Annotated in this window: 10 protein-coding genes; 8 read left to right on the top strand and 2 right to left on the bottom strand. The window is 71.5% G+C overall.

All coding sequences use genetic code 11. The annotated features are described in order from the left end of the window. The first annotated feature begins 17 nt into the window (after positions 1-17). Positions 18-2,612 carry an aminopeptidase N gene (pepN, locus tag TR42_RS09510; protein WP_042215273.1) on the top strand — a complete coding sequence of 865 codons (2,595 nt, stop codon included), beginning with the start codon at positions 18-20 and terminating at the stop codon, positions 2,610-2,612. A gap of 41 nt (positions 2,613-2,653) precedes the next feature. Here the strand turns inward: pepN and malQ are convergent, their stop codons facing one another. After that, on the bottom strand, positions 2,654-4,798 hold the full coding sequence (malQ, locus tag TR42_RS09515; protein ID WP_042215274.1) for a 4-alpha-glucanotransferase: 2,145 nt from the start codon (positions 4,796-4,798) through the stop codon (positions 2,654-2,656). Positions 4,799-4,862: 64 nt separating this feature from the next. On the opposite strand from malQ, the gene TR42_RS09520 reads away from it, so the two are divergent. The 6 genes from TR42_RS09520 to TR42_RS09545 all read left to right on the top strand — a co-directional run bounded on the left by TR42_RS09520 (position 4,863) and on the right by TR42_RS09545 (position 10,890). Continuing rightward, positions 4,863-5,954: a mechanosensitive ion channel family protein gene (locus tag TR42_RS09520; protein WP_052405898.1), complete on the top strand. Its 1,092-nt coding sequence runs from the start codon at positions 4,863-4,865 to the stop codon at positions 5,952-5,954. 26 nt (positions 5,955-5,980) lie between these two features. Further along, a complete protein-coding gene (locus TR42_RS09525) occupies positions 5,981-6,403 on the top strand; it encodes a globin (protein ID WP_042215276.1) in 423 nt (140 codons plus the stop codon). Next, entirely contained in the window at positions 6,403-7,278 is an 876-nt protein-coding gene (locus TR42_RS09530; protein WP_042215279.1) for an acyl-CoA thioesterase, read from the top strand. Before TR42_RS09525 ends, TR42_RS09530 begins: the two co-directional genes overlap by 1 nt. Before the next feature lie 334 nt (positions 7,279-7,612). Then, on the top strand, positions 7,613-8,911 hold the full coding sequence (locus TR42_RS09535; protein ID WP_042215281.1) for a quaternary amine ABC transporter ATP-binding protein: 1,299 nt from the start codon (positions 7,613-7,615) through the stop codon (positions 8,909-8,911). Then, entirely contained in the window at positions 8,911-9,849 is a 939-nt protein-coding gene (locus TR42_RS09540; RefSeq protein WP_052405900.1) for an ABC transporter permease, read from the top strand. Before TR42_RS09535 ends, TR42_RS09540 begins: the two co-directional genes overlap by 1 nt. Before the next feature lie 141 nt (positions 9,850-9,990). Further along, positions 9,991-10,890 carry a glycine betaine ABC transporter substrate-binding protein gene (locus tag TR42_RS09545; RefSeq protein WP_042215283.1) on the top strand — a complete coding sequence of 300 codons (900 nt, stop codon included), beginning with the start codon at positions 9,991-9,993 and terminating at the stop codon, positions 10,888-10,890. A 215-nt stretch (positions 10,891-11,105) separates the two neighbouring features. On the opposite strand, the gene TR42_RS09550 is transcribed toward TR42_RS09545, so the two are convergent. Further along, the gene (locus tag TR42_RS09550; RefSeq protein ID WP_042215284.1) at positions 11,106-11,585 is read right to left on the bottom strand and encodes an acyl-CoA thioesterase; all 480 of its coding nucleotides are present in this window, start codon (positions 11,583-11,585) and stop codon (positions 11,106-11,108) included. A 40-nt stretch (positions 11,586-11,625) separates the two neighbouring features. Here TR42_RS09550 and TR42_RS14330 point away from each other — a divergent pair, with 40 nt between their 5' ends. Then, positions 11,626-12,009, top strand: a complete 384-nt coding sequence (locus TR42_RS14330; protein ID WP_052405902.1) for a VOC family protein — start codon at positions 11,626-11,628, stop codon at positions 12,007-12,009. The last annotated feature ends 13 nt before the right edge of the window (positions 12,010-12,022 follow it).

The following is a 12,022-nucleotide window of genomic DNA, read 5'->3' on the forward strand; positions in this document are numbered from 1 at the left end:
CCTGCCAGACTTGTCTCATGCCAGGCATGAACCTCACCAAGCAGGAGGCGGCCGAGCGCTTCGACACCGTCTCGAACGTGCGCTACCGCGTGGGCCTCGACTTCACCGCCGCCGGGCCCTCGTTCCGGTCCGACACCACCGTCGAGTTCGACGCGGTCCCGGGCGGGTCCACCTTCATCGAGGCGGCGTGGGCGACGCTCGCGATGATCGAGCTCAACGGCGAGCCGGTCGACCCCACGCGCTACGTCGACGGCCGCGTCCCGCTCGACGACCTCCAGGAGCACAACACGCTGCGGGTCGTCGGCGACTTCGGCTACCGCAACGACGGGCAGGGCATCCACCGCTTCGTCGACCCCGCGGACGGCGAGGTCTACCTCTACAGCCAGTTCGCGGCCAACGACACGCGCGCCGCCTTCGCGTGCTTCGACCAGCCCGACCTCAAGGGCGAGTTCTCCTTCACGGTGACCGTGCCCGACCACTGGGCCGTCATCTCGAACTCCCCCACCCCCGAGCCCGAGGCCGTCGAGGGCACCGTCACGATCGCCGGCGTCGAGCACGGCGTCGCGCGCTGGGAGTTCGGCCCGACCGTCCCGATCCCCAGCTACGGCGCCGCGGTCGTGGCCGGGCCGTACGCGTACCACGAGGGCGCGCTGCACGGCACGAACGGCGAGATCCCTGCGCGCGTCTACGGCCGCCCGTCCCTCGAGCAGCACTTCGACGGCGACCAGGTGCTCGCCGACACGCAGGCCGGCCTCGAGCTCTACGAGCGCGTGTTCCAGGCCCCGTACCCGTTCGAGAAGTACGACCAGATCTACGTGCCGCAGTACAACCTCGGCGCCATGGAGAACATCGGCTGCGTCACCATCTCCGAGGACCGCATGCTGTTCCGCGGGCGCCCGACCGCCGCGGAGCTCGAGTTCCGCACCGTCGTGGTGCTGCACGAGCTCGCGCACATGTGGTTCGGCAACCTCGTCACCATGAAGTGGTGGGACGACCTGTGGCTCAACGAGTCCTTCGCCGAGTTCATCGGCACGTGGGCCGCCGCCGAGGTCTCCGAGTGGAAGGACGCCTGGGTGACGTTCGCGGCGAACCGCAAGTCCGTCGCCTACGTCCAGGACCAGCTCCCGACCACGCACGCGATCGTCACCGAGGTGCCCGACACCGAGGCGACGGTGTCCGCCTTCGACATGATCACGTACGCCAAGGGCGCCTCGGCGCTCAAGCAGCTCGCGCAGTTCGTGGGCGAGGACGCGTTCTTCGGCGGCGTCGCCACCTACCTCGACCGTTACCGTCACGGCAACGCGACGCTCGCCGAGTTCCTCGCGGAGGTCGAGGCCGCGGCGGCCCGCCCGCTCGACGCCTGGGCCGAGGTCTGGCTCGAGACCCCCGGCGTCACCACGCTGCGGCCCATCCTCGCGACGGACGACGACGGCGCGCTCACCCGTCTCGCGATCGCCGAGGACGTGCCGGCGGAGCTCCCCGTGCATCGTCCCCACCGCGTCGAGGTGTCGGGCTACTCCCTGAGCGACGGCGCGCTCTCGCGCGACTGGACCGTGCCGACCACGCTCGACGGCGAGCTCACCGAGGTCCCCGACGCTGCGGGCAAGGCCCGACCGGACGTGCTGCTGGTCAACGACGGCGACCTCACGTACGCGAAGCTGCACCTCGACGACGTCACGCTCGCGAGCCTCGAGGCGCGCATCGAGGGCATCGACGACGCGATGACGCAGGCCATCGTCCTGGACGCGCTGTGGCACATGACGCGCGACGGCTCGCTGCCGGCGCAGCGCTACATCGACGCGGTCCTCAGCCTGGCTCCGCGCCTGCTCAACTCCGCGACCGCCGAGTCGCACATCGCGCTCATGGTCACGGCGCTGCGCCGCTACCTCGCACCGGAGCACGTCGCCGCCGTGACCGAGGCCGCGGCCGAGCGGCTCTGGAGCGCGGTGGGCGCGGCGGCGCCCGGCTCCGACATCCAGCTCCAGCTGCTCAAGGGCTACGCGCAGCTCGCGTCGACCACCGAGCAGGGGCTGCGGCTGCGCGCGCTCGTCGAGGGCGACGCCGAGGTCCCCGGCCTCGAGGTCGACTCGGACCTCACGTGGGACCTCCTCGGCGGCCTGGCCGCGGCCGGAGGCATCGGCCTGGAGGAGGTCGATCACTACGCCTCGCTCGACGTGAGCGCCGCCGGCCAGCGCCGTGCCGCGGGCGTGCGCGCCGCGATCGCGACGGAGGAGGCCAAGCAGGCGGCGTGGGACGCGCTCGCGCGCCCCGCGGACGGCCCCGCCGTCAACGCCGTGCAGTTCGAGATGGCGGCCGGGCTCGCCCGCGCGGTCGACCCGGGCCTCCTGGCGCCGCTCGTCGACGACCTGCTGGGCACGATGCGCGCGTACTACGACGCGAACGCGGGCTTCGTCGGCGTGCGCGTCGCGCGGGTGGTGCTGCCCGTCAACCTCACCGGCCGGGTCGACGGGCTGGTCGACCGGCTCGAGGCCTGGCTCGAGGACAACGCGGACGCGCCGAGCCCGCTGCGCAAGGTGGTGCTCGAGGGCATCGACCACGTGCGCCGGGCGCAGGTGGCCCAGGCGGTCAGCCGCATGGCGGCGGTCGCCTAACGGGCGGATGGACGATGCGGCGCGAGCCGCATCGTCCCGCGTCAGCCGCGCGAGGACTTGATCGCGCGGAACAGGCGCCGCACGCGGGGGTGCTCGAACAGGTCGTCGAGCAGGACGGGCACTCCGTTGCCATCCGTGATGGGCATGCACCAGTTGGGGTACTCGGTGTCCGTGCCCGGCATGTTCTGCGCGCGCCTCTCCCCGACCGCATCGGTGATCGCGACGCCGGTGAGCATCGCCGGGCTCGACAGCACCCAGCGGTGCAGCCCCGCGATGAGGTCCTCCTCGTTGTAGTCCCCGAGGATCCAGCCGCGCTCGAGCATGATGTCGATGAAGGCCTGACGCTCGCGCTCCGCCTCCGCCTGCGCGTCCTCGACGCTGCCCTCGCCGAGCATCCCCAACTCGTCGCGGAGCCGGACGTGCTCGCCCGCGAGGTACGCGCCGGTGGGCGGGAGGTCGTGCGTGGTGACCGCCGCGAGCGTGTCGGCGCGGTAGTCCTCGGGCACGCGCGGCGCGCCGTCGTCGTGACGCTCGAACCACGCGATCGAGGTGCCGAGGATGCCGCGGCCGTGCAGGTACTCGCGCACCCACGGCTCGACGGTGCCGAGGTCCTCGCCGATGACGATGGCCCCCGCGCGCTCGGCCTCGAGCGCGATGATGCCGATGAGCGCCTCGTGGTCGACGTAGACGTACGCGCCGTCGACCGGCGTGTGGCCCTCGGGGACCCACCACTGGCGGAACATCCCGAGCACGTGGTCGATGCGCAGCGCGCCTGCGTTGCGCACCGCGGCACGCACCATGTCGCGGAACGGCAGGTACGCGGCGGCCTCGAGCGCGCGCGGCTGCCACGGCGGGATCGACCAGCTCTGACCGAGCGCGTTGTAGAAGTCCGGCGGCGCGCCCATCGACATGCCCTGCGCGAGCACGCGCTGGTACGACCACGCGTCGGCCCCCTCGGGGTGGACGCCCACCGCGAGGTCGATCATCACGCCGATGCTCATGCCCGCGCGGTCGGCGGTGGCCTGCGCGCTCGCGAGCTGCTCCTCGCAGATCCACTGGAGCCATGCGTGGTACAGCACGCGATCGGCGTGCTCGTCGCGCCACGCGGCGACGGCGGGCGACGTCGGGGACTCGAGCTCAGCGGGCCACGGCAGGCCCCTGTGCGCCTCGGCGATCGCGCACCAGGTCGCGAAGTCCTCGAGCGCGGAGCCCTCGCGGATGCAGAACTGCTCGAACAGCGCCTCGCGACCCGCGGAGCGCGGCGCGCGGAACACCTCCTCGAGCGCTGCCGACTTGAGCCGCCAGATCGCGTTGCGGTCGAGCTGCTCGTCCGTGTCGTTGGTGCGCTGCGGGCGCTCGGCCTCCCACGCGAGGAGGGCGCGCTGCTGCGACGGGAGGTACGCGACCTCGGCGATGTCCTCGACGCGGATGTACAGCGGAGACATGTACCGCTTCGACGTCGGCAGGTACGGGGAGTTGGTGATCGGCGGGACGGGCTCGGTCGCGTGCAGGGGGTTGATGAGGACGAAGTCGGCCTCGCCGCGCGCCTTGCCCAGCGCGCACAGGTCCGCGAGGTCGGACAGGTCGCCGATCCCCCACGAGCGCTCCGAGCGCAGCGAGTACAGCTGCACGGTGAGCCCCCAGGGACGATGCTCGCGCACCTCGGAGGGCACGGTCACCTGGGCCGGCGTGACGACCACGTAGCCGCGCGCCCTGCGACCCGTGGTCTCCGCCTCGACCAGGTGCCAGCCGAGCGGCAGGTCGCCGGGGACCTCGAAGGTCGCGCGCCCGAACGTCTGGGCTCCCACGTCGCGCGGGGGCACCCACCTGTCGAGCTGCTCCATGTCGCGCACCTCGCCGGACTCGAGGCGCAGGGCGACCTCGGCCGGCTCCCCGTCGATCACGTGCACGGGCAGCTCGCGCGTCTCGCCCTCGACCACGACGGTCACCGGCGGCACGAGCCGCAGCCACTCCTGGTCCTCGAGGGCCGCAAGCGAGCGTTCGCACGCGGGGTCCGAGGAGGCGTCGAGCCCCATCGCGGTGAGGGCGGCACGGATCGCCGCGGCTGAGCACTGGACCTGGGTTCCGTCGATGGCGTAGTACTCCACCGAGACCTTGCACGCGCGTGCCAGCGCGACGAGGGCGTCGGACGGAGCCTCGCGCTCGACCTCGGGCGCATCGATCACATTGCAATCCTGCCAGATGCGAGGGTGTATAGGTCGAGCGCCGCGCGCTGGTTACATTGGTCCAATGCTGAGCGTCTCCACCGAGCCATCTCCGTCTCCGACCCTCGAGGGTCCCGCCAGCGAGGTCCAGAACCTCTGGGAGGACCTCACCAGCGACACGAGCGGCCAGTTCATCGGCCTCGGGCTCGCGATCCTCCTGCTAATCATCGTGTGGTTCGTGGGCCGTGCGGTCATCCGCGGCATCACGCTCGGCATCGAGCGCGGCGCGCCGCTGAGCGACTCCCGCACGCGGCGGGCGCTCAAGAAGGCGAAGATCCCGATCGCGGATCCGCCGACCATGGAGCTGCGGCTCGAGGCGGAGCGCCGCCGACAGCGCGCGAACACCATCGGCAGGGTGCTCAACTCGACGCTCGCGGTGGTCCTCATCACCGTGGGCGTCACGACCGTCATGTCGATGATCGGCGTCCCGATCGGCCCGCTCATGGCCTCCGCCGGTGTCGTCGGCGTTGCGCTCGGCTTCGGCGCGCAGTCCCTCGTCAAGGACGTCCTGAGCGGCGTCTTCATGCTCCTCGAGGACCAGTACGGCGTCGGCGACGTGGTCAACCTGGGCGAGGCGACGGGCTCGGTCGAGGAGGTGGGCCTGCGGTGCACGCGGCTGCGCTCGCTCGACGGCACCGTCTGGTACGTCCCCAACGGCGAGATCACGCGCGTGGGCAACATGACCCGCATGTGGTCGCGCGCGCTCATCGAGGTGCGGTTCGCGTACGACACCGACGTCGAGGCCGCCCGCCAGGCGATGATCGACGCGGTCCAGTCCGCGCGCGACGGCCACCGCAAGGTCGCCTCGGCGATCCTCGGGGACGCCGAGGTCGCGGGAGTCGAGTCGCTGGAGTACAACGCGGTGATGCTCCGGCTCCTGGTGCAGGTCAACCCGGCGACGCAGTGGGACGTGCAGCGGGAGGTCCGTCTCGAGATGCGTCGCATCTTCGCCGAGCGCGGCATCGAGCTCGCGGTGCCCGGCGAGGCCATGGTGGTCGACACCGACCGCGGCAAGCGAAGCCTCCACGACTCCCCGCGGACCGAGCACGACCAGCCGGTCGACGAGCACGGCCGGCCCCTGCCCCCGCGCAACGACCCCGACGGGGACGACGAGTGAGCGCCTCGTCCCCCGCGACCCCCGGCATGAGCGTCGGCGCGGCTCCCGCGCAGGCGGAGGGGCAGTCCTTCTTCGACGCGGTGGGCGGCCACGCGACGTTCTCCGCCATCGTCCGCACCTTCTACGAGGGCGTCGCCGCGGACCCGGTGCTCCGGCCGATGTACCCGGAGGACGACATGGACGGCGCCGTCGAGCGCCTCACCCTGTTCCTCGAGCAGTACTGGGGCGGACCCACCACGTACTCCGAGCAGCGCGGCCACCCGCGCCTGCGCATGCGCCACGTGCCGTTCAAGGTCAACCCCGACGCCCGTGACCGGTGGATCGCCTGCATGCGCGAGGCCGTCGCGCGCCAGAACCTGTCGCCGCTCCACGCGGTGACCCTGATGGACTACCTCGAGCGCGCCGCGCACTCGATGGTCAACACGTTCGAACCGACCGAGGAGAGCTGATGTCCGTGACCGAGGATGTGTGGGCGGAGTCCGCCGTCGCCGCCGGGCTTGCCGCGCTGACGCTGCGCCGTGACGGCGAGACGAGCTTCGAGGGCGACTCGATGCCGATGCCCGGCGGGCGCGTCTTCGGCGGCCAGGTGCTCGCCCAGGCGCTCCTCGCCGCGGGCGCCACGGTGCCCGAGGACCGCTTCGCGCACTCGCTCCACGGGTACTTCCTGCGCGCCGGAGACGCGTCGCAGCCCATCCAGTTCGAGGTGGAGATCCTCCGCGACGGCCGCTCGTTCTCCGCGCGACGCACGCACGCGCTGCAGAACGGGCGCCCGATCCTGTCGATGATCGCGTCCTTCCAGATCGAGCAGGAGGGCCCCGAGCACGCCGTGACGATGCCGGAGGTGCCCGGGCCCGAGACCGTGACCTCGGGCATCGAGGTGCTCGCGCCGTTCCAGGGACACCCGTCGGCGGACTTCTGGCTCACCGAGGCGCCCTTCGACGTGCGCCACGTCGAGGGCTCGCTGTTCCTGGGACCGGACAAGCGGCCCAAGCAGTACCAGACGGCGTGGATGCGCCTGCGCCAGCCGATCGAGGGCTCCGACCTGCTCCACCGCGCGTTCCTCGCGTTCGGCTCCGACCAGGTGATGCTCGAGCCCCTGCTGCGCCGCCACGGCGCGTCGTGGGTGACGCCCGACATCTCCTTCGCGAGCCTCGACCACGCGATGTGGTGGCACCGGCCGGCGCGCGCCGACGAGTGGCTGCTCTTCGTCCAGGACTCGCCCACGGCACAGGGCGGCCGCGGTCTGACCGGCACGTGGATCTTCTCCGAGGACGGCCGCCTCGTCGCGTCCGCGGCCCAGGAGGGCATGATCCACCTCCCCTGAAGGGCCTTCTGCCAGGGACGATGCGCCGGGCGCGCATCGTCCTTTGCATGTCCGCAATTATTTCGATTGTGTAACGAAGCCCGTCTCAGGTGGACAGGCCACAGGTCCCGGTTGTTACGGTCCTGGGGCCGCTGCGCTTGGCGAGAAACTCCCAAGCCGGCGTCAATGACCAGCCAAAGGCCTCCTGATGCAGCAGTCCCCGCCAGTCGCATCGGAGTGTTAGTAGCGGCGTCCCACGGACGCTGCCCGGCGGGCCCGTGATTGCCGTCCGACGGCTGCGAGTCCCCTCGCTAGCCGAGGCCCTTGCGCACCTATTCAGGAGCTGAAGGACCACATGAACGACGACACGATCGCCCTGCGCGCCGAAGGCCTGTACAAGGTCTTCGGCCGCCACGCCGACGAGGCGGTGATCGCGCTGCACAAGGGGACGCCGCGCGATGAGCTCGCCGCCGGCACCACGGCCGCCGTCATCGACGCCTCGTTCGAGGTGCAGCGCGGCGAGATCTTCGTGGTGATGGGCCTGTCCGGATCGGGCAAGTCGACCCTCATCCGCATGCTCAACGGCCTCCACGACGCCACCGCCGGCACCGTCGACGTGGGCGGCGAGCGCATCACCGGCATCGCACCCAAGCGCCTGCGCGAGATCCGCAAGAAGCGCGTCTCGATGGTGTTCCAGCACTTCGCGCTGCTGCCCCACCGCACCGTCCTCGACAACGTGGCCTACGGCCTCGAGATCCAGGGCGTCGAGCGCGAGGAGCGGATCGCCCGTGCCCGCAAGGTCACCGAGATCGTGGGCCTCAAGGGCTGGGAGGAGAAGCACCCTTCCGAGCTCTCGGGCGGCATGCAGCAGCGCGTGGGTCTCGCCCGCGCCCTCGCGGCCGACACCGACGTGCTGCTCATGGACGAGGCCTTCTCCGCGCTCGACCCGCTGATCCGTCGCGAGATGCAGGACCAGCTGCTCGAGCTCCAGGCGGAGCTAGGCAAGACCATCATCTTCATCACGCACGACCTCAACGAGGCCATGTACATCGGCGACCGCATCGCCGTCATGCGTGACGGCCGCATCGTCCAGATCGGCTCGCCCGAGGACATCCTCACCAACCCCGCGAACGACTACGTCGAGCAGTTCGTTCAGGACGTCGACCGCACCAAGGTGCTCACCGCGGAGTCGGTCATGCGCAAGCCGCGTGCCGTCGTCCACGTCGGCGCCGGCCCGCGCGCCGCGCTCACGACGATGCGCGACGAGCAGCTCGCCGGCGCGTACGTGGTGAACAAGAACCGCAGCATCGCCGGCTGGGTCAGCGACCGCGACGTCTTCGAGCTGGTCCGCCGCGGCGAGCGCGACCTCGCGTCCGTCATCCGGTCGGACCACGGCGCCGTGTCGAAGGACACCGCGCTCGCCGACCTGTTCATCCCGTCGCTCGAGGCGTCGCTCCCCCTCGGCGTGCTCGACGAGCGCGACCGCCTCGTGGGCGTCATCCCCCGCGTCACGCTGCTCGCCGCGCTCGGCGGCGAGCCCGAGGCCGCCGTCCAGGCGGCGCCGCGACCGGACCCGATGCCCACCGAGGTGGTCGACGAGGTCCTGGAGGCCGCCGTCGGAGCCGGCGCCCCCGAGCCGAAGGAGGCTGTCTGATGGAGTTCCGTCTTCCTATCGGCGACTGGATCGAGTACTTCTTCGACTGGGTCGACGCCGCCTTCGGGTGGTTCTTCGAGGGCATGCGCGCGCTGTTCCTCGGGATGTTCGACGCGGTGCTGTGGCTCTTCTCCACGCCCACCCCGTGGATCGTCATCGTCCTGGTCGCCGTCGGCGCGTTGCTCGCGCGCGGCTGGCGGTTCGCGGTCGGCGCGGTCCTTGGTCTCGCGTTCATCATCTCCGTGGGCCAGTGGGACAACGCCATCGCGTCGCTCTCGCTCGTCCTGGTCGCGGCCTTCCTCGCGATCGCGGTGGCGGTGCCCCTCGGCATCTGGGCCGCGCGCAACGACACCGTCTCGAAGGTGATCAAGCCGATCCTGGACTTCCTCCAGACGCTGCCCGCCTTCGTCTACCTGCCGCCCGCGCTCGCGCTGCTGCGCATCGGCGTCGCGCCCGCCGTCATCGCCACGTTCATCTTCGCGATCGCTCCGGGCGTCCGCCTCACCGAGCTGGGCATCCGCGGCGTGGACAAGGAGGTCGTGGAGGCGGGCCAGGCCTTCGGCGCGCACCCGCGCCGCATCCTGCGCCAGATCCAGCTCCCGCTCGCGATGCCGTCGATCATGGCGGGCGTCAACCAGGTCATCATGCTGTCGCTGTCGATGGTCGTCATCGCGGCGATGGTCGGCGCGCCCGGCCTCGGCCAGGACGTCATGCAGTCGATCTCGGCGCTCAACGTGGGCCTCGGGTTCGAGGCCGGACTGTCCGTGGTGGTCCTCGCGATCCTGCTCGACCGCTTCACCGCGTCGTTCGGGAAGGGCATGGGCCTGTACTCGCAGTGGTCCAAGGGCCGCAAGGCACGTGCCGAGGCCGCCGCCCAGGCACGCTTCGACGCGGAGGACGCCACCTCCGCAGACGTACCCGTCACGGCCGGCGCCTGAACCACCCACCGCATCGTCCCCTGGCGATGCCCTAGACCTCGCGGCTTCTGAGGGAGCCGCGTGCACCCCGCCCCGACCGATGGGCGACCGGTGCTGCTCGCTGCGGGGGGAGACACCCCTCGCTGAGAAAGGAAACACATCATGAAGCTTCGCGCCTTCGCGCCCTTCGCCATGGCCGCCGCGGGTGGCCTCGTCCTCGCCGGCTGCTCGGCGGACGCCGAGACCACCGAGGAGGCGACCTCGGGCACCGAGACCGCCGGTGGCGACCTCACCCTCGCCGTGTTCAACGGCTGGGACGAGTCGCTCGCGACCTCGCTCCTGTGGGAGAACATCCTCGAGGGCAAGGGCTACAACGTCGAGCTCGAGTACGCCGACCCGGCCGTCGTCTTCCAGGGCGTCGCGGACGGCGACTACGACGTCGTGACCGACGTCTGGCTGCCCCTCACCCACGCCTCGTACATCGAGGAGTTCGGTGACGACATGGAGGAGCTCGGCGCCTGGTTCGACTCCGCCGCCCTCACCGTCGCGGTCAACGCCGACGCCCCGATCGACTCGCTCGCGGACCTCGCGGACAACGCCGACGAGTTCGGCGGCCGCATCGTCGGCATCGAGCCCGGCGCGGGCCTCACCGCGACCGTCCAGGACGCGGTCATCCCGACCTACGGCCTCGACGACATGGAGTTCCTCACCTCGTCGACCCCGGCGATGCTCTCGGAGCTCGACACCGCCACCTCGAACGGCGAGAACATCATCGTCACGCTGTGGGAGCCCCACTGGGCCTACGGCGCGTACGACCTCAAGAACCTCGAGGACCCCGAGGGCACGCTCGGCGAGGCCGAGAGCATCGTGACCTACGGCCGCACCGGCCTGGGCGAGGACTTCCCCGAGGTCGCCGAGTGGATGGGCGCGTTCACCATGGACGCCGACCACCTGTACGACCTCGAGAACCAGCTCAACGGCGCGGACTCGGCCGACTACGCGGACATCGTGTCCGAGTGGGTCGCCGCGAACCAGGAGTGGGTCGACTCGCTCACCGCGTAACACCCGTCCTCACCGCAGCGCCGGTCGCCCCCTCGGGAGCGGCCGGCGCTGCCGCGTTCCCGCGCTCCTCCCCTGCGGCCCGCCCCGACTCCCGGCTCCCGGCCCCGGTTCGCGGCGCCCGCCCCCGGCTCGCGAAACCCGCACGCCCTCCCCGAATGGGGCGTTCCTCGTCGCTTTCTCAGGCTCGGCGCACGCTGTGGGGCATCCGCGGTCGTTCAGCGCTTGCGGAACGCCACCGGCTCGTCCAGATGCGCGCTCCAGACCTCTCGCTCGGCGTCGGTGAGCCGGCGCGGCTGCTGCGTCGCGTTGTCGATGAGCACGAGCGTGGTCGAGGCCTTCGCGTAGAGCACCTGCTCCGGATCGCCCTGCGGCGAGCGCACCTCGTAGCAGATCTCGAGGCTCGCGCCCCCGAGCCGGCCGATCCACAGCTGCACGTCGAGCGGGCGCCGCAGGTACGGGATGGGCGCGAGGTACTCGATCTGCTGCGCCGCGATGAGCGTGAGCGTCTCGGCGTCGGGTCCGCCCGCGATGAGCGCGGTGTGCGGCACCTCGTGGCCCTCCGCCGCGGAGCGGTCCGCCCAGAAGACGCGGATCCGCGCCTCCTCGAGCAGGCGGAGCATCTCCGCGTTGTTGACGTGGCCGTAGGCGTCGAGGTCCGACCACCGCAGCGTGATCGGCACGTGGATGCGTGTCATGGGCCTCACGCTAGCGCGCGGGCGCGCCTAGCCTGACGGGATGGAGTTCTCCGAGCCGCAGGTGATCCTCTTCGTCGCCGACTGCGAGCGCGCCGCATCGTTCTACCGCGCGCTGGGGTTCGCCGAGACCTTCCGCAGCGGGGACGATGCGCCGGTCAAGATCGAGATGGCGCTCGGCGGCTTCACGCTCGGGCTGGCGCTGCCCGGACCCGCCGCGGAGAGCCACGGCCTGTCCCCCGTGACCGAGGGCGACCGCGCATGCCTCACCCTCTGGACGGGCGATGTTGAAGGCGCCTACGCGCACGCCGTCGAGGCCGGCGGGGCGCCTCGGCGCGAGCCGCATGCGTTCCGCGACGTGCTGCGCGTGGCGTTCGTCAACGACCCCGACGGGCACCCGGTGCAGCTGGTGCAGCGCGTCGGCTGAGCACGCGCGGGCT

The sequence above is a fragment of the Demequina mangrovi genome (genome assembly GCF_000759715.1).
GTDB classification, from domain to species: domain Bacteria; phylum Actinomycetota; class Actinomycetes; order Actinomycetales; family Demequinaceae; genus Demequina; species Demequina mangrovi.

Excerpts from the sequence above, each read along its gene's own strand:
- TR42_RS09545 (WP_042215283.1), top strand. The coding sequence starts at position 9,991 with ATGAAGCTTCGCGCCTTCGCGCCCTTCGCCATGGCCGCCGCGGGTGGC.
- TR42_RS09540 (WP_052405900.1), top strand. The coding sequence starts at position 8,911 with ATGGAGTTCCGTCTTCCTATCGGCGACTGGATCGAGTACTTCTTCGAC.
- TR42_RS09535 (WP_042215281.1), top strand. The coding sequence starts at position 7,613 with ATGAACGACGACACGATCGCCCTGCGCGCCGAAGGCCTGTACAAGGTC.
- TR42_RS09550 (WP_042215284.1), bottom strand. The coding sequence starts at position 11,585 with ATGACACGCATCCACGTGCCGATCACGCTGCGGTGGTCGGACCTCGAC.
- TR42_RS09520 (WP_052405898.1), top strand. The coding sequence starts at position 4,863 with ATGCTGAGCGTCTCCACCGAGCCATCTCCGTCTCCGACCCTCGAGGGT.
- TR42_RS09525 (WP_042215276.1), top strand. The coding sequence starts at position 5,981 with ATGAGCGTCGGCGCGGCTCCCGCGCAGGCGGAGGGGCAGTCCTTCTTC.
- TR42_RS14330 (WP_052405902.1), top strand. The coding sequence starts at position 11,626 with ATGGAGTTCTCCGAGCCGCAGGTGATCCTCTTCGTCGCCGACTGCGAG.
- TR42_RS09530 (WP_042215279.1), top strand. The coding sequence starts at position 6,403 with ATGTCCGTGACCGAGGATGTGTGGGCGGAGTCCGCCGTCGCCGCCGGG.
- pepN (WP_042215273.1), top strand. The coding sequence starts at position 18 with ATGCCAGGCATGAACCTCACCAAGCAGGAGGCGGCCGAGCGCTTCGAC.